The organism is Streptococcus parasanguinis (assembly GCF_015557775.1).
Classification (GTDB): Bacteria; Bacillota; Bacilli; order Lactobacillales; family Streptococcaceae; genus Streptococcus; species Streptococcus parasanguinis_AA.
This window is the reverse complement of the sequence record NZ_JADNOY010000001.1, coordinates 111,074-133,953: the sequence shown is the minus strand read 5'-3', so window position 1 is coordinate 133,953 and position 22,880 is coordinate 111,074. Positions and strand designations below refer to the sequence as shown.

At 40.8% G+C, this 22,880-nt stretch carries 19 protein-coding genes and 1 pseudogene; 4 read left to right on the top strand and 16 right to left on the bottom strand.

What is annotated here, in order from left to right; genetic code table 11:
• Positions 1-267: 267 nt before the first annotated feature.
• The 5 genes from I2F76_RS00715 to I2F76_RS00695 form a co-directional block, all read right to left on the bottom strand.
• Positions 268-882: a hypothetical protein gene (locus tag I2F76_RS00715; RefSeq protein ID WP_070589531.1), complete on the bottom strand. Its 615-nt coding sequence runs from the start codon at positions 880-882 to the stop codon at positions 268-270.
• A 347-nt stretch (positions 883-1,229) separates the two neighbouring features.
• The gene (locus tag I2F76_RS00710) at positions 1,230-2,621 is read right to left on the bottom strand and encodes an APC family permease (protein ID WP_195422884.1); all 1,392 of its coding nucleotides are present in this window, start codon (positions 2,619-2,621) and stop codon (positions 1,230-1,232) included.
• A gap of 285 nt (positions 2,622-2,906) precedes the next feature.
• Positions 2,907-3,737 carry a hypothetical protein gene (locus tag I2F76_RS00705; RefSeq protein ID WP_070589535.1) on the bottom strand — a complete coding sequence of 277 codons (831 nt, stop codon included), beginning with the start codon at positions 3,735-3,737 and terminating at the stop codon, positions 2,907-2,909.
• Positions 3,734-4,534: a hypothetical protein gene (locus I2F76_RS00700; RefSeq protein ID WP_195487030.1), complete on the bottom strand. Its 801-nt coding sequence runs from the start codon at positions 4,532-4,534 to the stop codon at positions 3,734-3,736. The genes I2F76_RS00705 and I2F76_RS00700 overlap by 4 nt, the downstream gene beginning before the upstream one ends.
• Complete coding sequence (locus tag I2F76_RS00695) at positions 4,528-4,857, bottom strand: PadR family transcriptional regulator (RefSeq protein WP_023917534.1); 330 nt, start codon at positions 4,855-4,857, stop codon at positions 4,528-4,530. The genes I2F76_RS00700 and I2F76_RS00695 overlap by 7 nt, the downstream gene beginning before the upstream one ends.
• Positions 4,858-5,116: 259 nt before the next feature.
• On the opposite strand from I2F76_RS00695, the gene I2F76_RS00690 reads away from it, so the two are divergent.
• Positions 5,117-7,081, top strand: coding sequence for a peptide ABC transporter substrate-binding protein (locus I2F76_RS00690; protein ID WP_195487029.1), 1,965 nt, complete (start codon positions 5,117-5,119; stop codon positions 7,079-7,081).
• Between the two features lie 354 nt (positions 7,082-7,435).
• On the opposite strand, the gene I2F76_RS00685 is transcribed toward I2F76_RS00690, so the two are convergent.
• From I2F76_RS00685 to I2F76_RS00660, 6 genes are all read right to left on the bottom strand, one after another.
• Positions 7,436-9,439 (bottom strand): FtsX-like permease family protein, encoded by a 2,004-nt coding sequence (locus tag I2F76_RS00685; RefSeq protein ID WP_195487028.1) that lies wholly within the window; start codon positions 9,437-9,439, stop codon positions 7,436-7,438.
• Positions 9,432-10,199 carry an ABC transporter ATP-binding protein gene (locus I2F76_RS00680; RefSeq protein WP_049486379.1) on the bottom strand — a complete coding sequence of 256 codons (768 nt, stop codon included), beginning with the start codon at positions 10,197-10,199 and terminating at the stop codon, positions 9,432-9,434. Before I2F76_RS00680 ends, I2F76_RS00685 begins: the two co-directional genes overlap by 8 nt.
• A 327-nt stretch (positions 10,200-10,526) precedes the next feature.
• Positions 10,527-11,096 carry a hypothetical protein gene (locus I2F76_RS00675; RefSeq protein WP_003006147.1) on the bottom strand — a complete coding sequence of 190 codons (570 nt, stop codon included), beginning with the start codon at positions 11,094-11,096 and terminating at the stop codon, positions 10,527-10,529.
• Positions 11,097-11,309: 213 nt separating this feature from the next.
• Positions 11,310-12,419, bottom strand: a complete 1,110-nt coding sequence (locus tag I2F76_RS00670; protein ID WP_195487027.1) for a DUF4767 domain-containing protein — start codon at positions 12,417-12,419, stop codon at positions 11,310-11,312.
• A gap of 355 nt (positions 12,420-12,774) precedes the next feature.
• Entirely contained in the window at positions 12,775-13,632 is an 858-nt protein-coding gene (locus I2F76_RS00665; RefSeq protein WP_070589546.1) for an alpha/beta hydrolase, read from the bottom strand.
• A complete protein-coding gene (locus I2F76_RS00660) occupies positions 13,619-14,911 on the bottom strand; it encodes a PTS transporter subunit EIIC (RefSeq protein ID WP_195422882.1) in 1,293 nt (430 codons plus the stop codon). The genes I2F76_RS00665 and I2F76_RS00660 overlap by 14 nt, the downstream gene beginning before the upstream one ends.
• A 312-nt stretch (positions 14,912-15,223) precedes the next feature.
• Here I2F76_RS00660 and I2F76_RS00655 point away from each other — a divergent pair, with 312 nt between their 5' ends.
• The 3 genes from I2F76_RS00655 (at position 15,224) to I2F76_RS00650 (ending at position 17,596) form a co-directional block, all read left to right on the top strand.
• Positions 15,224-16,618, top strand: coding sequence for an MFS transporter (locus I2F76_RS00655; protein WP_070589550.1), 1,395 nt, complete (start codon positions 15,224-15,226; stop codon positions 16,616-16,618).
• Positions 16,605-16,727, top strand: a complete 123-nt coding sequence (locus I2F76_RS10650) for a hypothetical protein (protein ID WP_267472561.1) — start codon at positions 16,605-16,607, stop codon at positions 16,725-16,727. The genes I2F76_RS00655 and I2F76_RS10650 overlap by 14 nt, the downstream gene beginning before the upstream one ends.
• A gap of 173 nt (positions 16,728-16,900) precedes the next feature.
• Complete coding sequence (locus I2F76_RS00650) at positions 16,901-17,596, top strand: VIT1/CCC1 transporter family protein (protein WP_070450388.1); 696 nt, start codon at positions 16,901-16,903, stop codon at positions 17,594-17,596.
• Positions 17,597-17,780: 184 nt separating this feature from the next.
• Here the strand turns inward: I2F76_RS00650 and I2F76_RS00645 are convergent, their stop codons facing one another.
• The 5 genes and pseudogenes from I2F76_RS00645 to I2F76_RS00625 all read right to left on the bottom strand — a co-directional run bounded on the left by I2F76_RS00645 (position 17,781) and on the right by I2F76_RS00625 (position 22,820).
• Positions 17,781-18,320 (bottom strand): NADPH-dependent FMN reductase, encoded by a 540-nt coding sequence (locus I2F76_RS00645; RefSeq protein ID WP_195487026.1) that lies wholly within the window; start codon positions 18,318-18,320, stop codon positions 17,781-17,783.
• A gap of 334 nt (positions 18,321-18,654) precedes the next feature.
• Complete coding sequence (locus tag I2F76_RS00640) at positions 18,655-19,578, bottom strand: L-lactate dehydrogenase (RefSeq protein ID WP_031576730.1); 924 nt, start codon at positions 19,576-19,578, stop codon at positions 18,655-18,657.
• 153 nt (positions 19,579-19,731) lie between these two features.
• Positions 19,732-20,672, bottom strand: a pseudogene (locus tag I2F76_RS00635) (Rpn family recombination-promoting nuclease/putative transposase).
• Between the two features lie 82 nt (positions 20,673-20,754).
• Positions 20,755-22,485 carry a DUF2075 domain-containing protein gene (locus tag I2F76_RS00630; RefSeq protein WP_195487025.1) on the bottom strand — a complete coding sequence of 577 codons (1,731 nt, stop codon included), beginning with the start codon at positions 22,483-22,485 and terminating at the stop codon, positions 20,755-20,757.
• Positions 22,482-22,820, bottom strand: coding sequence for a nucleotide pyrophosphohydrolase (locus tag I2F76_RS00625; RefSeq protein WP_003006111.1), 339 nt, complete (start codon positions 22,818-22,820; stop codon positions 22,482-22,484). Before I2F76_RS00625 ends, I2F76_RS00630 begins: the two co-directional genes overlap by 4 nt.
• Positions 22,821-22,880 lie beyond the last annotated feature (60 nt).

Below are 22,880 nucleotides of genomic sequence, written 5' to 3'. Positions count from 1 at the left end.
AATGTCAAGAATTAATTAGTTCAAAGTCTATATAAAAATAGTTTCAAAAAAACTATATCACATATTGTGAAAACCTAGATAAAATTTTCGGTTTTCTTCGAAAAATAACACATACTAACAAAAACTAACATTTTAATTTTTCTTCTATCAAAACTAGAAGAACCAAAATATGTATTTATTTTTTAGCAAATTAATAAGATGACTTATTTCATTTTTAATAGACAGATCAGCCAACATTTTTGAGGTAGGTTTGCTTAATTTGATTTTTTACTTCGTAACTTTCATTATTCCCGATAACTTTTCTTTTGCGAGTACCGTTCCATCTTCTGTCTTAATGTGTAGACGAATACTTACATCTTGTGCAGAATAGCCATTTTCAACAAGCCAAACAGGAAAAGTTTCATTCTTGACCTGCAACACTTTATCAGCAAATTCTTGAATATTATCTTTTGAATTATATTTAAAGTCTTGTGGAACAGTCAGATATAGTATAAGACCTCTCCCTGTAGCACTATAAACTTGCCCAGTTTCTTTTACCAACTCATTCAATTTATTCTGAAATTGACTAGCATATTTTTGAAACTCTTCATCATTAAATTGATTTGATATCGAAGCTGATTCGCTTGATGAACTCACTTCTAATATCGAGGAAGATGCCTGAGTTGTTGTAGATAAATTCAAAGACGAACTGCTCGAACTAACAACAGATCTGACCGAACCTTGTTGAGATTTATCTTCTCGAAAGAATAAACCAAATATAACAAAACTAATTAAAGAGATCAAAGCCGAAATGTTTCGATATTTTATATTAGGTTGTTTTTTTATAAAATACCAAACACCAACTAAACCACAAAATGTGATAAAAGAAATAATGAATCTCATAATAACCTCCTATTCATTTTTCAATCTTATCTTTTACTTTCTTATACTTTTATAAATATTTATAACTACTTCGACTTTTCGAAAATATAATTCTATTATAACCCTCTACCAATTATTCTAGAGTGAAACAATAAGAAATGTAGACGAACTCTATAAAATATAATTTTAAGAAACCAGAACTCTATGTGGAATTCATTAAAGAAATTTATGATTACTATTATTTAAAATCTCTTCAAATGTCATGGTGTTCTCCTTTGTTATCTATTTAACTTTCTCCCTTTATTATACCAAAAAAAGAGCTTTCCCTATACAAAAAGCCAGAGTTCTTCTACTCTAGCTTTCATCTTTTATTTATGTTCTTCTGAATGGCGATACCCATAGCCAAAATAAATTCCTATCCCAATCAAGAGAGCAACTCCAAAGGCCAGCCAGGTCGATAGAGAATACTGGGTCATAAAGGACACACAGACCACAATCGATAGAATTGGCAAGACCGGAACCAAAGGCGTTTTAAATTCACCAGGTCCAGGAGCACCGTGTTCCTTGCGCAATTTCAAGAGGGCAAAGGCCAACATAACCAGGTAAGCCAAGGTACAGATATTTAAAAAGGAAGCGATACTAGCTAGCGGAAAAACTCCACCAGCAATGGCAGCCATTACTCCAGCGACCAGGGTCGCATTTTTTGGGATTCTGGTTTTAGGATCGAGCTGTTTCATCGCTTTTGGCAAAAGGCCATCTCGCGCCAAACTGTAAATCATCCGTGAGAGGGCAAAAGTCATAGAAATGCAGACGGTAATCAGGGTCAAAATAGCGACCAACGATACATAATTCCCTGCCCAGCTAGCTCCTACCTGACGGAGGGCAAAGGCAACCGCATCCTCTACATTTAAGTTCTTAAAAGGAACCATGCCGGTCAAAACCAGGGTAACCAAGATATAAAGAACCGTTGTGATCAAAAGACTAAGGACAATGCCGCGAGGAACGTTCTTTTGTGGTTCCTTGATTTCATCGACCGCCATTGAAATGGACTCAAAACCAAGAAAGGCAAAGAACATGAGCGAAGCGCCAGCCATAATCCCTGTTTGACCACCATAAATTTCGCCAAAGCCATAAGGGGCAAAGTTTCCCCAGTTGCCAGGGTTTAGGTGAAAAATCCCGACAAGAATAAACAAGGTAAGAGCTGAGAACTTGAGTAAGACCAGCAAGGAATTGAAGCGTAAGACGGCTTTTGCATTCATAAGGACCAAGGCTGTGACGAGGACCATGACCAAAATAGGTAAGAGATCCACATAAGTTCCCGCAGCTGGATCAAAAGTCCCATTTAAAGCCGTCGGCAGACGCCAGCCAAGATTGGCCAACAATCCCTTGAAATAAGCAGCCCAACCTGAGGCCACACCTGATACGGCTGTCATGAATTCCATCACGGTCAACCAACCTGCAATCCAGGCTGGAAACTCTCCAAAGATGGCATAGAGGTAGCTATAGGCTCCACCAGTTGAAGGAATGCGGGATGCAAATTCTGCAAAGAAGAGGGCAGATAAGCCGACGCAAAAAGCCGCAATCACAATTGAAATGATCAAGGCTGGACCAGCTAAATTCGCCGCTGCAGTCCCCGTAATCGTGAAGATCCCTGTCCCCACCATGGCACCGATTCCTAAAATAATCAAATCCCACAACCGTAAATAGCGGTTTAACCCTGGGTGAACCTGTCCCCAAGCCTTTTTTCGAAATAGATTCATGTATATTCTCCCATCTAATGAGTTTATTCTATCATACTTGGATAAGAAAGAGAGTGAGACAGAAATCGGTAATTTGTTAGAATTCGATTTCGTCGTCCCACCTCCGCACAGTTGAGTAGGGCATCTTTGGAACTTGAAAAGCGAACAACTACTTAGGAAACTTGCTTAGCAAGTCCTATCTACCACCTCAAAGCAGTGCTTTGAGCACTCAACCACTGCGTCTTGCTCGACAATCCAAAAATAATTGAGAGGCTAGGACTTTTGTCCCAGCCCCCCCTTTTCTTACTATTTATCACTTTCCGTCCTATTCTTTTTCAAAGCACGAATCGTAAACCAATAATAAATAACCAACCCAAAGACGATGATCACTGTGGGCAGAAGAACCGTCATACCAAGATTCTGAACTCCTTGTGCCAAGGTCCAGCGATGTAAGAATCCAACCACTAAAAAGGCGACGATAGGAAAGATGAAAGCTCGTCCAAACTCTTCTTTCCATTGCCAAAGAATGAGAGCCCCGCTAGCCCCTGTCATGAGAAGAGTATCCCAAGGACTAGGGACTACAAACCAAGCAAGAGCTGGCAAGAAGCGGACTCCCACTATTTCACCGACAAAATAGAATCCTAGAACTAGAACAAATGCTACATAAATTGCTTTTTTCGTTTTTTCCTCCGCAAAAATGAGACGACGAAGGAGATAGAAGATGATCCCAACAGCTAGGAGTCCCAAAATGATGTCTGTCAAATAGACTAGTGGCTTGAGCACAAGGACCGCTTGAGAAGCAAAATCACTTAAGAGGCGATAAAATATCACAATACCTGAAAAGATAGCCCCATATTTCAAAACAGACCGCGTCGATTCTTTGGGCATATTTTCGATGATTTGGTCTGCCATTCCCTTTGGATCGAGACCAAAATAGTCCTTGGCCGTTAAGCCATCCGCTCCTGCTTGCGAAAAATCTAGCGCTAGATTATAGACCTGCTCTCTTAAGGCTTTCTCCTCATATAAGAAACCTGCAAAATTGAAATAATCCCAGAGATCTTGGAAATAGGCTTGGTCCTCCTGGCTAAAGGTTTGCATCAAGGCCTGCGTTTCTTCAAAATACATTGCTGATTTCATGCTTCTTCCTTCTTTCTTTGGAGACAAAATACAATAAGGGTCAGGACTAGTCCCATGAGAGGAAGTAACCAGCCTATTAAATGAGCAGTTTCCTGATTCACAAGACGAATCCAGCATCCTGTAACTAGGAAAGTCAGGCCCATGACTAGTAGACTCGACATCAGACGATTCCTGCTTCTAAAAGCCATGACCGTAAACCCAAGTAAGACTAGGACAGCGAGAACAATTGCCCAACCATCTGATAAGAAGAGACTCCCAATGTGGCCAAAATAGATCGAAAATTGTCGTACGATGTTCAGAAATACCATCAGGCTGATCACACTGATAAACATAGCCCAAGACCACTTCATTTCACCATAGCTCTGTTTAGACCAAAGCCACGTGATGAACTGGCTGAACACCAAGAAATTGAGGAGAATGACAACATAGGTCAAGGGTTCGATTTTTAGTGGTGTCATCCAGGTGAAATCCATTAAATAACGCATGCCAACTAAGATCACTCCAATTAGGAAGACGAGTCCCACATAAGATCCTAAAGAGCGTTTAGGCAAATCTGAAAGAACTTGATCCACCATCGCCCGTGGATCCTTTCCAAAATAATCCACTGCCCGAATGCCTTCTTTCTCAGCAACTTTTAGGTCGCAAACCATATTGTAGAGTTGTTCACCAAGTGCTTCATCATCATAAAAATAGGACTTAGCCCCAATATAAGCGACCATTTTTTTCACATAGGCTTGATCCTCTTTCTTTAAATGAATCAATTCATCTGACATTTTTTCTGTATAACTTTCTACCATTCTTCTCCCTCCTTCTTGATACGTTCTACTTTTGTGACTAGCTCCTGCCACTGGTCCCAAAATTCCCCTAAACGCTCTTTTCCAGCATCGCTGAGTGAAAAATACTTACGATCGGGACCATCTGGAGACGGCCTCATTTCCCCATGAATAATTCCTTGTTTTTCTAATTTTTGAAGCAGGGGATAAATGGTCCCAGCGACAATCTTATCAAATCCCATCTCTTTGAGACTTTGAATCAATTCGTAACCATAGATGGCCTTTTTGGAAATAATCTCCAGCACACAGCCCTCCAAGACTCCCTTTAGTAATTGGGACTCCTTCATCCTTCTCACCTCTTTCTTCACATATTCACTAGTTTGTTTTACATACTAGTTTATTCACTATCAGTATACTCTTTCTCAACTAGTATGTAAAGCAAAATAGTAACTTTTAAAAAAAAATTTTTATTCCTTAAAAATCCCTTAAAATCAATGCTTTCACTGTATACTGGTGTGTAAATATGCAAAAAAAGTTCAAAAAACACTTTATTTTATAGATTGATTGGAGTATAATAATTAAAATTATTCAAAAGGAGACACGAATATGAAAAAATCGAAGCTTGCTCTTTTAGCAGGTGTCGCCGCGGCTTCAACGCTTTTCCTTGCTGCATGTGGCTCATCTTCTAATGCGTCAAAAGGGACTACATACAACTACGTGTATGGTACAGACCCTGATTCCTTGAACTATTTGACTTCAAATCGTTCAACTACAAGCGACATTACAACCAACTTGGTCGATGGTTTGTTTGAAAACGATCAATACGGTAACTTAGTGCCTGCTCTTGCTGAGGACTGGTCCGTTTCAAAAGACGGTCTGACTTATACTTACAAGCTTCGAAAAGATGCGAAGTGGTATGATTCAGAAGGAAATGAATACGCTGACGTCACTGCACAAGATTTCGTGACATCTCTAAAATACGTAGCAGATAAAAAATCGGATGCTCTTTACTTGGTTCAAAACTCGGTCAAAGGCTTGGATGACTATGTAAACGGGAAAACCAAAGACTTCTCAACTGTTGGGGTAAAAGCTGTTGATGATCACACTCTTCAATACACTTTGAACCAACCAGAATCTTTCTGGAATTCTAAATTGACGACTGCTACCATGATGCCAGTTAATGAAAAATTCTTGGAATCAGCTGGGAAAGACTTTGGTAGCGTGAAACCAAATGGTATCCTCTACAATGGTCCATACATTTTGAAATCCTTCACTTCAAAATCACAAATCGAGTTGGATAAAAACCCTGATTACTACGACAAGAAAAATGTTCACATCGATACGGTTAAATTGACTTACTTCGATGGATCTGACCAAGACTATCTTGCTCGTAACTTCTCAGATGGGAACCTATCTACTGCTCGTCTCTTCCCAACAAGCTCAACTTACAGCACAATTGAGAAGAAATTCAAGGATAACATCGTTTATACACCTCAAGATTCTACTGTTTACTACGCTTACTTCAACGTTAACCGTCAAAACTACGGTCATACGAAGAAGACGTCTGATGAGCAAAAGAACAGTACTAAGACAGCTCTTCAAAACAAGAATTTCCGTCAAGCCTTGAACTTTGCTTTAGACAGAACTTCCTACAGCGCTCAAGTTAACGGGAAAGACGGAGCATCAAAAACTCTACGTACCCTTCTAGTTCCACCAACATTTGTGCAAGCCAACGGAAAAGACTTCGGTACGCTCGTTGAAGAAAAACTTGCCGCAACAGGAGATGAGTGGAAAGGTGTTAGCTTTGCTGACGCGCAAGATAGCTTGCATAATGCGGATAAAGCCAAAGCGGAACTTGAAAAAGCGAAATCTGAATTGCAATCACAAGGTGTTCAATTCCCAATCCATATCGACTATGTCGTAGACCAATCTTCTAATGCTCTTGTCCAACAAGCAGACTCTATGAAGAGTTCTATTGAAACAGCGCTTGGTAAAGACAATGTCGTGATCGATGTACAAAAATTGTCTACAGACGATGCAGATAACGCTACTTATTTTGCCCAATCACCAGAGCAAAAAGACTTTGATATGGATATCACTGGTTGGGGACCTGACTTCCAAGACCCATCTACTTACTTGGATATCTTAAACTCAACAGATGGTTCAACCTTGACTGGTATGGGACTTGATCCTAAGAAAGACCAAGCACTCATCGAGAAAATTGGTTTGAACGAATACCAAGCATTGCTAGATGCTGCCAATGCTGAAAAATTGGATACCAATGCACGTTATGAAAAATACGCTGCTGCCCAAGCTTGGTTGACAGAAAATGCCATGGTTCTTCCAATCTACTCTAAGGGTGGAGTTCCATCTATCACGAAGGTAACACCATTCTCAAGAGCAAATTCTGCAATTGGTATTAAAGGTGAAACAACCTTCTTCAAATACCAAAAGGTTCAAGACAAGACAGTCACAACTGCTGACTACGAAAAAGCTTATAAGAATTGGTTGAAGGAAAAAGAAGAATCAAACAAAAAAGCGCAAGAAGAACTTGTAAAACACGTGAAATAATCACGATAAAAACACCGAGGTTGAACCTCGGTGTTTTTGATTAAGGAAAAACCTATCCTTGAAACTTTCCTTAGGTGAGTACGGACGTTAGGTGAAATTATCCAGTGGATGATTTCAGCAATCCAGGAAGTTCCATAACTTAGTTTTGGACCTAAGGTTCCAAAACTCCCGAGTGCTAGAAATATTATTATTTCTAGCACTTTTCTCACGGCGGAAAGTTTCGGTATCTATTTAAATAAGCTTAATAATATAGATTATTATAATTCTTTCCGCAACACTTGGCTTCTCCTATGTAAAAAACAGTTTGTCTATTTATTGGATTTTTCATTTCTCAATCTTTTATAGACTCGAACGCTACCTCACGACAATCTTCCGATAACTTCTAGAAGTCAGAAGAAAGACAAGGACATAGGAGATGAAGAAGACAGCGCAGATAGAAAGAGTTGTTTGAAGCACCAAGCCCGCATTGGTTGCTCCTAAGATAGCAACGATTTTTGCGATCATCTTGTAGGCTACTCCTAGGTACAGGAAGGAGAAGAATAATGGAAGAAAAAAGACAGTGAGTATCTGTTTGCGAATGGTGGTGCCGGTTTGCTTTTGGTCCAATCCTACTTGTTGCAAGATCACAAAATTATCTCGATCCTCATGACCCTCTGAAATCTGCTTGTAGTAAATCACGAGAACTGTAGCTAATAGAAAGATCGCCGATAGAAAAATCCCGATAAATAGAAGAGTCCCTGCTGTTTCACGCCAATCTTTCTCTATACTGTATCGATCAAATCCACCAAAATAAGTCGCACCATATTGACTGATTTTGTCTGTCGAATACAGCTCTTTGATCAAGCCAGAAATAAAATCTTGGTTATCTTTATTTTTAGCAGTAATAGAGAATTCCAAATTTTTATCAACTTTTAGTCCCAGTTGGTTCAAGTCAGGGAGGACCAGGTACAAGCCCATTTGGTGTTGAAACAGGTCGGATTGAGGGAGTTTCCCTTGGATAAAATTGGAGTTTAGTTTTTCTTTAATCGTGAAGGTCTTCCCATTGATTTCTAATTGTGCGTCTAATTTTCCAGGATATTGATACCCATAGGCTAGGATTTCATTTTCCCCAAGCTCAACTTTTTGACCGGTCAGTTGCTCATAAGTCGCCTGATCAAAAAAGTAGACTGTTCCTTCTGACTTCAACTCCTGACCAGTTGATGGAGTGGACTGGTCATTCACCTCTAAGCTCCTTCCATCAATCTTTCGAATTTCAGCCGACCAGTATGTAGTCTGTGCCACCTGATAATCTGATAGATGTGTCGCATCGGCTGTTTTCTTAATTTGAGCTTGAACATCCTCAATAACCGATTCTGTTTCAGCATCTGAAGGCATATGCCCCACACTAATCATGTAATCAGAAGGGTAAACCGTATCTAGGTAATTCTGCCCTCCAATAAAGATATTGAGCGACCCGGTTAAGGTGACCAAGACCATGGTGGATAGAATACTAATGGTCGCAAGGCCCGCTGCATTTTTTCGCATCCGTGCTATTAAGTTGGAGACGGATATAAAATTCTCTGGCTTGTAATAGTAGGATTTCCGACCTTTGAGAAATCTTAAAAAGGTAATGGTGCCTGCGTTGAATAAGAGATAAGTCGCAAGAATGACCAAGATAACGGCAATAAAGAATCCTTGAACCGCCGCAACCGGACGCTCTGCTGTTAGCGCTAAATAGAAAGCAATTCCTAAGAGTCCTAGTCCTAAAAGAGTTTGGACCAGCAAGAAGCGTCCTTTCTTCTCTCCTGCCTTTTTCTGTTGCATGAGGTGGAGGGAACTGTAGCGCAAGAGACGGAAAGAATTCAACAAGAGAATGAGGGCAAAAGCTAAGGCTAGCCCAAATAAAGTGTTAAGAACAGCCCCTATCTGGAAGGTCGATTGAATGACGACTGGAAGCCCCATACATTTTAAGAGGAGGGCAAAAATCAAGGGATCAAACAAGAGCCCCAAGCCCAGTCCTACTCCAACTGTGAGGATATAGAAGATAAGCAATTCCCATAAGGTCATGACGAGGAGATGCTTCTTCTCCATCCCCAAAACACTGTATAATCCCAATTCTTTGGAACGATTTTTCATAACATAGCCATTGGCATAAGCCACTAAAATGACGACGACCAGCTGGACGACGAAACAACCAAAACCAAGGACAGCTCTCGCCGTTCGTCCTCCGTAAGAAGTTTCTAAATGAGGGGTCGTTGCCAGGGCAATAAAGCTATAGAGGATCATGGTCGTTAAAATGACAGCTATAGCGAAAGGGTAATACAATTTGCGATTTTGTTTGAGGTTGGAAAGAGCCAATTTACTTGTTAATTTAAACATCACAATCCTCCTTTCCCGCCATGACCGTCAGGGTATCCGAGATTTCTTGGAACATCTGACGCTCTGTCTTTTCCCCGCGGAAAATCTGGTTGTAAAGGATCCCATCCTTGATAAAGAGCACGCGCTTGGCCCGTGCTGCGGCTGCGGTCGAGTGGGTCACCATGAGAATGGTTTGACCCATGGTATTGATATCTTCAAAGACATCTAGTAACGCAGCTGAAGACTTGGAATCCAGCGCCCCTGTTGGCTCATCGGCCAGGAGGATTTCTGGCGAGGTAATGATGGCCCGCGCTACGGCTACCCGTTGCTTTTGTCCACCAGAGATTTCGTAAGGGTATTTTTCAAGCAGTTGGTGAATGCCCAACTCTCGACTGACGCTATCCACCTTGCTCATCATTTCCTTGACCGGTCTGCGAGAAAGGACCAGAGGGAGAAGGATATTGTCCTTGACAGACAAGGTGTCGAGCAGGTTGAAATCTTGAAAGACGAAGCCTAGTTTTTCCCGGCGGAAGCTGGAGGCGTCCTTGTTCTTGATGGTTGAGGTATCTGTGCCATTGAGGTAAACCTGCCCTTCCGTCGGCTGATCCAGCATGGCCAGGATGTTGAGGAGGGTTGATTTCCCAGATCCTGATTCCCCCATGATGGCCACATATTCGCCCTTCTCAACAGTGAAGTGAATATCTTTTAGGGCTTCGACCTGCGTTCCTTGAAAGCGGGTTTTGTAGATTTTTTTGATATGTTGAACGTCTAGTAGGGTCATGGTCCATTCCTTTCTAGCTCGATAAAAGCTTCAATCGTTTTTTACAAATCTATTGTACTAAAACTGAAGCGCTTTCACCATAACATAACCTTACATTTTCCCCTTTATTTCTTACATTTTTGTAAGAAAGCAAAAATAGGCTAGGACTTGAGGTCCTAACCTATTAATTGTTTTGGGATTGTCGAGCAAGACGCAGTGGTTGAGTGGGCTCTACTACGCTGATTTCATCAGCTTTTACAGCCCTACTCAACTGTGCGGAGGTGGGACGACGAAATCGAATTCTAACGAATTACCGATTTCTGTCCCACTCTCATTTTCATTTATGAATTATTCAGCTGATGAAGATGAAGAGATATAAGGTGAAATCATCTTATATGCACTTTCAAGAGCTTGTTTCATAGTGTCACGTCCAGATTTCAATTGTTGTGCAAAAGCAGTACGTCCTTGTTCAGGAACAACTGTATCATCTGAACCACCAGTTGAAAGCGCCGTATCAAATTGAGTTTTTGATTCGTCCAATGTCTTGAGAGCTGGCTCTACTTGTTGAGTATATATAGATCTATGTGATTCTGGAATTTGATCGCCAAGATCTTGAGCATATTTTTTATAGTTATCCACTAATTTACTATAAAGAGTTTTCATATCACCAATTGTTTTGGCGTTATCGATTTCTTCATCGGTCAACAAGACAATTTCTGGAATTTTAACAGAAGAGGTTGCTGATTTAGATGATTTTGATGAACTGCTTGATTTGCTTTCTGAAGTAGATGATTTTTCTACTTTGCTAGAAGAAGCTTTTGCATCTTTGCTTGATGATTCTGAAGCAGTTTTACCAGAACAAGCTGCTAACGTTGCAACTGACAAGAGAGCCACACCGGCTGTAAGAAGTTTTTTCATATTTTTTCTCCTATAAATAAAGAATGAATATATTTTAAATGATTTTCCTTCAATTGTCAAACATTTTCTGTTTTTAAATGCCTATATACTGCTAATTATCACTAGCTTTTAACATTTTTTATATCCTAAAAATTACTTCTTTTGTTGTATTTTTATTCATTCTTTGAATAAACAAAACCAGAAAAACAGTCCTTTTCTGGTTTATTCTTCTTTTTATTGATGAAGTAACTGTGTAAATTCTTCTTGAAGTTCCTTGTTGTCCGTTGGTTTTAGATACATCTTTCCTCCATTGGTCGTTGGAGAATGAAAGACAATGCCTTCTCCTGTATCTGTAATAGCAAAGAAATAACTATGCACATCTGGATACTTGTCCCAATTGCTATAGCGTTCCACGATGCGGTATTTTGCATTTCCTTGACCAGTATCTGTATAAATGGCATCCATCTTACTATTTTCCCCTAGAGTATAGAGGTTGTCTGGTCCTACATCACCACCAGCGATGCCTTTTTGGTAGTTGGGTTGCCCCATCTTTTGACCCCAGGTCTTCATAAATTCTGCTAATTTTGCTGATTTTTCAGCATTCCATGGCGTTTTCCCCTGGCTTTGGGTATCGCCTCCTGATGGTGTGCTTTCAAAGGTTTGCCAGTCAAAACTCTTGAGATCCAGTTTATCCTCATCAGATTTTCCAAAGAGGGCATTCAGATCTGACCCAGGTACCTGAACTTCTTCTTCCTGGACTTTTGTCGCGGCTTGAGGTGTCTTTTCTATTCGTGAAAGCACGGCTACACCACGGCCAGTTCCCGACAACCAGCTGACTTCCAGGACTTCTCCTCCCTTATAGAGGGTTGTCGCATTGCGCGCTCCTCCGTGTCCAGCAACGAAACCTTCTGCAAGCAAGGTCGGCTTTTGGTCCTTGAGGTAGTAGACTCCTGTCGCAAAGTAGCTCCCATCGGTTTGCTGGTTGGCGATGATCATCTCATCTACCCCATCGCTATTTAAGTCCTTAAAGGCATAGCGAACGGCTTCTGGCTGATTGATGACAGTCTCGATCACCCAGCTATTGATCATTCGATCTTCTTTGGCTAATTGAGAATTTAATTTGGAAATAGCATCCAAATCATTTGAAGTGGCAAAAATCTTTTGATAGTCTGAAAAAACAGACTGGTATAATTGTTTGTTGTATGCTTGTTTCTTTGCTGAAGTCTGGCTGGTTGCAACCTCTTTTTTAGGACTGGACTGGCGCTGGTATCTTTGGTAACATCCTGTTAACAAGACCATACTCGAAGCCGCTAATCCCAACTGCATCCAATGTTTTCTTTTCATCTGATCTCCTTTAGTCTCCCGTGTTTTCATACTGATCTTTATTATACTAAAAAAAGTGGGAGTGGGAAAGAACTCCTAAAATTAAAAAGGTTGAAAAGGTTCCCCAAACCTTTTCAACTTTCCCTCCCCCGCATAGCTTCAACAGTCTGGGAGACTGTTGAAGGTTGTAGATAAAGGAAACTTTGTTTCCATCATTAGGTCATCTTTGGAGCTTGAAAAGCGAACGAATACTTAGGAAACTTGCTTCGCAAGTCCTATCTACCACCTTAAAGCAGTGCTTTGAGCAATCAACCACTGCGTCATACAGTTATGCTTATTAAACATAGAAGTCTGGAGAGTTTTTGCTCAGCCACAATTAGTTTTCTTTATTTGGTTTGGTTCTACGATCCGGTTGACTTTCAATATGCTCTTTCACCAAGGCAACCACCTCATCATTGGTTGGAAGGTCCGAGTGCTGGGCATCTTCCCCCGTCACTGTGATCTCCGTATAACTAGCAGCTTGGTTTTGGTAGATATATTTCCCAGCAGAAACACTGGCATCTGGGACCAACTCATCGGAATCATAGGTGATGGTTCCTGCTACTGAATACATATAAAGCGTATTAGGGATGGCTTTTTTCCCCTTGATAAAATCGGCTAACATCTCAGATTTGTTTTGAATATTGGTTTCCGTGAAATTATAGGGAGTTCCGATGGTCATGAGGGTCGTGAGATCCACATCATAATCTTCTAGATAATTTTCGATAAAGGCTGTATAAATCAAGCCTCCGTTAGAATGACCCAAGCCCTTGAAATTATTAAAATTGTATTTTTCTTGAAGGGCTTCAAAGGCTTGATTGAATAGTTTAGCCTGCTTTTTAATATTGCTATAGCCATCTTTGTTGTTTTCAAAACCAACCACAATCACTGGTTCATTGTCCTTGGCATCAATACTACCGCTATAGGTGATATTCCCATCATTCCATACCTTGAGCTTGAGAAGACTGTGCTTGGTGCCTTGGCGGCCTTGGTTGAGCTTGGTCACCAAGCCATCAAAGCGGTTCTCTGTTGCTGAGCTTCCTGGAATCATGATGATGGGCGACAGTTTGGAATTATAAAATTTCTCGATTTTTGAAACATTGGTTCGAGTCCAGCTATAAGAAGGAATGGCTAAACCGATCAAGAAAAGACAGACCAAAGTGAGGACGATGGCTGTTTTTTTAGAGACTTTCATCGCTTTCTCCTTTCACTTTTAGATCTTTTCGAATACGATTTCCCATGCGGACAAATGGTAGATAAAGGAGCACGTCTATCGCAAAACAAAGTATACTGACAGCTAAGGCTCTCAGACTTCCTCCCGTTCCAATGAAAGCATAGAGAAGGCTCGGAGTCCCATCTGGCACTGGATAGACGGCTGCTGGCATCAGCTTAAAGCACAAAGCCACAGCAGCGATGGCCATATTGACCAAGGGGATCAATAAGAAGGGAATCACATATAGAAGATTGAGCAGGACCGGAATCCCTACCATGAAGGGGGCACCGTTATTAAAGAGGCCTGGAAAAATACTGAGGAGACTGACTTTCTTGTCCTTTCGACTGTGGGAGACCAGTAAGATCGCTACCAAAAGTGCTAGGACAGCGCCAATTCCAGCTACCATGCCAAAACTCCGATACAAATTGGTCAAAGTATAGAGATGAGGAATCCCCGTCGTTGTATGATGGGTCACAGCGTAATTCAGATTTTCTAAAGCAAAACTGTCATCCACAATTGAGTTTAGGGCAAAAGCCTGACTGTTGCCGACCCAAGCTGATAAGCCACTGAAGAGTCCCATAACAAAAGTGGACAGGAGATGATGACTGCTTATAGTCAGAGAGCTAAAGAATTGACCGATCATTTGAAAAATACGGTACTGATTGCCAAGAAGGAGAAGAATATTCAGGCTAACCCCCAGAACCAAGGACAAGAAAATGGGACGCACAGTCTTGGGCTGATAGATAAAGTCTTTGTCCACAATCTGGTCGTCACTAGCCTTGGATAGTCGAAAGATCTGTCCGATTAGATAGCCTAAAACAATGGCTAAGAGGATATTGGTCGTCGCAGGTAAGTTAATTCTTGTCAGTTGCCCATCATTGAGTGGTCCCACCAACAATTCCTGAGACCCTACAATCAAGCTGACCAAAAGAGCAGTCACGCCGGCTGTCCCCGTACTTCTACCATAGTGCCCAGCTGTATATTTCCCAGCGAAGTAGGTTGCTAAAGGCCCTGCTAGACCTCCTAGAAAGTTGGAAAAATTAATAAGAACCTGGCTGATAGCTTGATTCCATGGCAACCAACTGTCCATCGAAAAGAGCTGATGGATATAGCCTCGATCAGAAAAGACCGATAAGGCAATCACTCGAATGATTCCTGAAAATAAGAAAAAAGGAAATAAGGAAACCAGGGTTTTCTGGGAAATCTGAATAAAACTTTTTTCTCGTAACCAGAAAAACTTCTGGACTAAATACTTGGTCATGGCGCCCCCTATTGGTGTGTTCACATTGCTTGCTTTCATCTTATTATATCATAGTGGTGAGCAATCCCTTTCATTTGGAGAAGCATCATCTTTTGAGAATACTTTTAAAATTTTCATAATTTTTGAAAAACTCTTTGACAGGGGTCTTCATTTCCTCTATACTATTTGTTAGCTAACAAAACGATGAATCAGGTTACCGTCGGTCCTGCTATGCCCATAGCGATTGGATTTGACGAAAAATGAGAGAGCTAGGATGGATTTTCAGACCATTTTTACAACATTATAGAAAGATTTAGGAGGAATCAGACGTCTATGTCACAAGAAAAAATTTCAGCCAAGGTCTTGTTCGCGATCTTTGCGACAGGGATCCTGTCCTTTTGCGGGGTGGCTGGAGAGACTGCCATGAATATCACCTTCCCGATATTGATGAAGGAATTTGAAATCAACACCGCAACCGTCCAGTGGGTTACGACCATCTATCTTCTAGTGGTTGCCTGTGTGGTCCCCTTATCTGCTTATCTCAAGCGTTCTTTTAAAATGAAGTCCATCTTTTTAGTTGGAAATCTCCTATCTGTTTTAGGTGTTCTTATCGACTTCTTAGCTCCAAATTTTGGCTTTGTGGTCCTGGGGCGATTGGTCCAAGGAATGGGGGTTGGTTTTGCCCTCCCTCTGATGTTTAATATCATTTTAGAACAAGTCCCAAAACGTAAGATCGGTCTCATGATGGGAGTGGGGACCTTGATTACAGCCATTGCACCCGCTATAGGGCCTACTGTCGGGGGACTCTTAACAGCTAGCTTCGGCTGGCGGTCCATCTTTTTAGTTCAATTCCCGATCCTTCTAGCTTCACTAGTTGCAGGACTTCGCTCCATTGAGCAAATCAGTAAAGTCAAGCGGGAAACCTTTGATATCGTGAGCCTTCTTGCCATCATTGCCCTTTTCATAGGGTTGATTCTAGGTATTCATGGCCTAGCGGATCATGCGTTTTTCAGTTTTTCTGTGCTTGGTTGGCTGGTGATCGGAACCTTGGGACTGGTCCTTTTGGTCTGGCGGTCCAATCAGTTAGAGACTCCCATTATCAATCTTTCTATTTTGAAAAATCATCGTCTCACTGGCCATATTCTAGCCTTCTTCACCTTTCAATTAGGCTCTCTTGCCATGAGTTTTCTTCTTCCTAATTATATCCAATTGGTCAACCACTCAAGCACTACGCTTGCAGCCTTGATGCTGCTTCCAGGAGCCATCATTGGAGCTGGCTTTGCTCCTTTCTCTGGTCTGATTCTAGATAAACTGGGGGCCCGCAAACCGATCCTCCTTGGTGCTGCTTTCATCCTTCTGGCCCATTTTCACTTCACCCTCTTGGGCCTGAAGCTGACAAATGGTTTGATTCTCGTCTTTTACATGCTCTTCATGACCGGTATGGGACTTGCCTTTGGAAATATCATGACAAACGGACAGAAACAACTCTCTCTGGAAGAGCAACCCGATGCGAACGCAATCTTTAATACCTTGCAACAATTTGCAGGTGCTGTTGGAACAACTCTGGCTTCCTTGATCGTTGCCATGAGCCAAGCCAATCAAAAGCTGGATTTCACCCAAGCCACAGCTAAAGGCAGTCGCAATGGTTTCATGACCTTATTTGCCTTAGGTATTTTCCAACTCCTTCTCTTATTTTGGGTGGTGGGAAAAGATAATGAAACCAACTAATTTATCTCGTCAAAAAACAGCAGGAAGCCTGCTGTTTTTTATTATCCTTTCCGCACTCGCGTTAGAATGCCATCAGGATCCTCAAAAATTATGCACTTCTGCTAAATAAACCTTGATAGGATAGGTGTATGTCAAATTCTCTCTCCATTTTGCTTGTAATGTCAAATTTTACAACTAAAAGGTTCCATTAAATTGTCTAACTTTTATCATTTGAGTTAAAATCCTTGATTTCTTTCTGTATTTTATTTATAATCATTCTAAATAAGGAAAAGGAGACATTGTATGACTGAAATAAAACATGGAGTAGATGAATCATTTAGCGATCGCTTGAATATTTTGAGAGCTGCGGTTCTAGGGGCCAATGATGGAATCATTTCTATCGCTGGAGTGGTGATCGGGGTGGCCAGTGCCACGCATAACATCTGGATCATTTTCTTATCTGGCTTGTCTGCAATTCTGGCCGGTGCCTTTTCGATGGCGGGTGGTGAGTATGTTTCTGTTTCCACACAAAAAGACACGGAAGAAGCTGCTGTGAACCGCGAACAAGCCTTATTGGATCGCGATCCAAAGTTAGCTAGAGACTCTCTCTACCATGCTTATCTTGAAAATGGAGAATGCGAAACTTCAGCAAAAATTCTGACAGAGCGCGCCTTTCTGAAACACCCCCTCAAAGCCTTGGTCGAAGAGAAATACGGCATTGAATACGAAGAATTTACCAATCCTTGGCATGCAGCTGCATCTAGCTTCCTTGCTTTTTCTATTGGTTCCCTTCCTCCAATGCTCTCTATCATTCTCTTTCCAGCTAACTATCGCATTCCAGTGACAGTCTTCGTTGTTGGACTATCCTTGATCTTCACTGGCTATACCAGTGCGAAACTAGGAAAAGCACCAACCAAGCCAGCCATGCTTCGCAACCTGATCATTGGCCTCCTTACCATGGGAGTAACCTATTTCTTTGGACAACTCTTTAGTATCTAAAAAAGCTGAAACTTTTGTCTCAGCTTTCAGAACGTAGACAAACCCTAGCAACAATAGAAACATTGCCATTTTGTAGGTTGGACACCATAGAATGAAAACTCTTAGGAATGCTGATATAGCGCTATTCTTAAGAGTTTTTTTACTTTCTCTATTTTTAAGAAAATTGTCCAAAATGGACTTTTTCTTATGCTTCTAATAGAGCTTGTGCTTGTTTTTTCAATCCTTCCACTGCTTCATCTGTCAAGACCAATTCACCTGTTCCCCAAGCTTCTGGGTTTACGGTTGTTCCTGTAAAGTCACCCACTACTTGAGTCCGAACGAATGGCAAGAGCGCTTGGTATGCCGCAAACATTGGTTCGTGTCCGGCATTGGCTACTGAAGAAACCGTTACGATCTTGTCTTGGAGGGCAGATGGACCACGTGTTTCTGATAGGTCAAGCGCACGGCTGAGCCAGTCGATCAGGTTTTTCACTACACCTGGAATGGCAAAGTTGTAGACTGGTGAGAAGATCCAGATAGCATCCGCAGCAAGGACTGCATCACGCGCTGCTTGCACAGCTGGCAAGGTTGGCGTTTCCAAATCTTGGTTCATCATTGGGATGCCCTTGTAGTCCAAGTAAGTCACCGTTGCTTTTCCTTCAAGAAGGCTTTCTGCTTTCTGAGCCATTTGGTGGTTGAAAGATCCTTGACGAAGGGATCCGACGATAAATAAAATGTTTCTCATAGTTGCTTTCTCTTTCTGTTGTAAGAATATTTGTTATATTAACTATTATACATGCCCTAGATGTAATGTCAAGAATTACAACTTGGAATTTTAACTTTTACTCCATTTCGATAGGGGAATCCTAAAAAGAGTCAGATAAAAAAGGTTGGACAATAATAGCCAACCTTCAATAAATCATAACCGTATAAATCTATAGAGGATCAACATCCAAGAAAAACAAACCCCAGAGATCTTTACAATCCAATTAATGATGACTTCAAGCCCGCTATCTAGTCTTGCTCGACAATCCAAAAACAATTAAAAGGCTAGGACTTTTGTCCCAGCCTCCTCTCTTTTATGCATGCTCCAGCCCTTTTCGTGTGTTTTCCTTAATGGTTTCGGCTGAATGGAGTAATTTTTCTTTTTCTTCTTCTGTCAAATGCAAGTCCAATCGTTCGATAATTCCTTTTCGACCTACAATCGCTGGATAGCCAAGATAAGTTCCGTATTCTGGACGATAGTTAGAGACCGGCATTTCCTCGTGGCTATCATTGATCACAGCTTCTGCTAAGCGTTGGGCTGCTGCAGCAATCCCAAAGTTGGTATAGAATTTACCAAAAAAGACAGTATGACCACCACGCAAGGATTCGTAGTTAATGGCGTCCAGCTCTTCTTGAGAGAAGAGATCGGTAATAGCATGTCCTTTGACACGGACCTGACTCCAAGCGACAAATTGAGAATTCCCATGCTCACCGAGGTTGTAGCCTGATACACTAGCAGGAGAAACCTGCAAACGATCAGCGACTGCGCGCTTCATCCGAGCTGTATCCAGTAAGGTCCCTGTCCCAATCACCTGCTCTTTTGGAAGGCCGGTATATTGTTGATAGAGTTGAGTGACTGCATCGACCGGATTGGTCACTACCAATAAGACCCCGCTAAAGCCAGAAGCCTTCAAATCACGCGCCACTTGCACCACTTGCTTACTGGTAAAGGGAAGCTCCGCAAAACGGTCATCTGTGTTGTTAGCCTGCAACTCGATATTTCCAAGAGTCGACACCACAACATCCGCATCTTTTAAAGCCGCGTAGTCATTGACCGTGATATGAACCGGATACCCCGTATTGGCAACTGTATCACAGAAATCCAAGGCATCTGCCTTGACCTTTTTCTCATTGGTATCAATCAAGACCAAGTGATCACAGGTGTGTTTCAAAATCATGCTGTGGGCCAAGGTCGCACCCACATGCCCCAAACCAATAATACCAATTTTTCTTGTCATCAGAATCCTCTTTTCTAGTATCGATCACACTGTTGGTGAGGATAGCTCTTTGTTGACTCTATTCTACCACAATTCTAGAAAGGCGGATTGAAAAAATGGGAAAATTTTCAATTTTTTTCAAAAAAGAAAAGAGGCGGTGCCTCCGTTTATGACTTAGGAAAGAAGAGCCTCAATTTCTTCAATGGTTAAGCCCGTCATATCTGAGATAAGCTCAGGTGTCATTCCTCGTGAGACCATTTTGCGGATTAACTGCAGACGTTCTTCATTACGACCTTGTTCCAGGCCTTTTTCTAAACCTTGTTCCAGACCACGTTCCAATCCTTGCTCCAAACCTTCTTCTCGCGCTTCATCAATCGCTGTCTCCATAGTCATATCATAATTTTCTTGAATGCGAATCCGCTCGTCTATCATGGTCTTCTCCTCCTTAGTCCAGCTAGATGAATCTAATAATGAATCTGCATGAGCCACAGCCTGACTGGGAGCTTTTGTAAAGGGAAGATTCCCAAAAAACTCCAACCACTGTCTGCCTGCATCTGTCAGCTTCTCATCTTTATTATACTTGTCTAGCTCTAAAAAGGCAACCTGCAGAAGATTTTGGTGCTTGCCATTTTTATAATAGGTCTTGAGTTGCTTTCCGGACCGGCTATTGGTCAGCCAGTATTTATTGATGGCGGCCTCTTCGTCCAGTAAGAGCGACTTCTCCAAAATCGCAATCCCATAGACGGGCTCCATCTGCTCGTACATCTTATGAGTCTGGCCTTGCTGTCGCAGTTTTTGTACATTCTCCACCAGCTGATTAGCCAAATAATAATGGAACCGATTTAAGAAATACTGCTGCTTGCGAATCTGGATCTCGATGATCACCTCGGTTCCATCATGGAGCTTGGCTCTCACATCCACCGCAGTGGAGAACAAGTCATCCTCCTCATCTCATAGGCCATGCTGTGGGGTTGGCTTCCCTCCACGATCTGAGCGTCTGCCACATCTAGCTCCAAAATATCCCGAATAAATGCTGCTGTCACCTCCGGCAAACTAAAAATCTTCTTGGCCATGATGTCCAAGGTCGGCGATACATGCGCATGTCTTTTTTGCATCCCTGCTCCTTTTCGATAAAAAATAGAGGGAAGGTCCCTCTACTTCTATCATTCGAAAAAAATTTGGGAAATAGGAAGCATCTTATTTTGTCGCATTTTTTAAAGCTTGTTGAAGTTCTTCATCAACCGCATAGACGTATAGCCCGTTAACTCCACGGGTTAACAAAACATTTAACTCATTTCGTAATAATGTTTCTCCGTAATTAATCATTTCACCTGATTCAAGTTTTCTGTTTTGAACAGCACTTTTATTTTTGCTTTCACTTATATCAAAAATAATTTTCCCGTCTCTATATTTGACAGATGGGCCAATGATAACTCCCACATAATTTAGATCAAATCCCTGAACGGTAAACGTTGAGCCAATTTCATGAATCGTTTGAGACTGCTCTATCCAGGATAAATGTTTAGATTCTTTTTCTTTTGCAAGTTGTCTGTTCCACGGACAAGACCAGTCTCCGATACGGACACACCAATAGTCAGAATCCTTTGGTTTTGATTGACTACTATATTCCCAATCATAGGTTGCTGTTAAGCGTGAAATGCCTAAACTCTGATCATTATTTTTTTCCATGATTGCACTTTGAAGTTCCTCAGGAGAGTCAAAAACTTTAATATCATAATCATTATCTCTTGGAACCTCATTCACAACTCCAGTATCAATCAAGTTTCTTATCCACTCAACTGTTTCTTTTGTTGCATGGATACGCATTTGGTTATGTAGCGTAATGAGATTTCCTTTTAAATTGGCTTCATGTTCCAATTTCAAGAAAGCATCATCTGTCCATATTTGGGATTTATTCATGATCTGATTTTCATCATAAACAAGTACTACTACTTTGGATTTAGCGAGCAAATCATTTAAATGATTCCCGCCTAAATAGGCTTGATTTTTTGCAGTCAATAACAAGTGACCTTCATCAACCACTACAATTCCAGCATCAGTTTTTTCTTTTTTCAGAGCATTTAAAAATTGAGTTGGTTTCATCACAACATTAATATTTGATCCACTCTTCCATTCCAATTTTTTCTCAATTTCTTGGTAAACACTGAGTTGATCATCATGATTCACAACCAAATTGATATCATTGTTCTCGCGAATCATCTGAGTATCTTCAGAATTCAACAAATCATCGATGAGGGAACTCATCAAAACCGTTTTCCCTGCACCAGCATCACCCTTTACTAAAATTAGAACTCCTGTTTCATTTTTACTAATGACAGATGTAATTTTGAGCAATATTTCATTTTTTGCCTTCACTTGTTCATCTGTTAACTTGTGAAACGGAGAGGATTTAAATATCGCTGAATTTCGAATAAAACTTTCTGCTGGGAATAAATAATGGTTTTTCCGATTTAGGGTTCTCCATATCTTTGAGAAAATCTCATCTAACTCTTCGGAAGTATAATATTGGTTTTGAGGATTTCCTCTTCTATTCTGAACCCTTTCAACTTGGTCAACACTTGATAAGTAAAGCATTAACCTATTCTCAATATCCAATGTCAAAGATTTATTGAAATGGTTATGCCCAATAACAAACATTTTAGAAGTTTTAGATTGTTCAAATTGTCGCCAGTCTTCTCGGTCCTTCTTTATATCATCTGACAAATGCTGATTTGTTCTACGAATGATATCTGTTGTTTCTCCGACATAAACACTATACTTGTTTTTATTCTCATCGTTTACGATATATACAGTTGGATAATCAAAGATAAGCTTAGAATGTTTCGGAGCAATCGTTTCTTTTAATTGATCAAATGTTCGATTTGAATAATCGATTTCTATAACTACGGGTGATTGAATATTGCTCATTTTTTCTCCAAGTCCGTATATTTTTTATTATTTCCCTTGCTTAATTCTACAGGATATTTTTTTGCATTTATATCAATTTTCTCTTTTATAATTTCTTCTACATCCAGATTCAAATTATCTGCTAACATGAAAGAATACATAAAAACATCCGCAAGTTCTTCTTTGATTTCTTTTAATGACTTTTCAACTACTTCCTCTGATTGTTTCCACTGAAATAGTTCCAACAATTCGCTCGCTTCTAGTGAAATCGAAATGGCTAAATCTTTTTCATTATGAAACTTTCTCCAGTCACGTTCATCTCTAAATTGATTAATTAAGTCGATTAATTCTTTCATCCGTCTATCCTTTTCCTGTACATAATCTCCTATTATTATAGCATGTTTGGGAAAGAAATT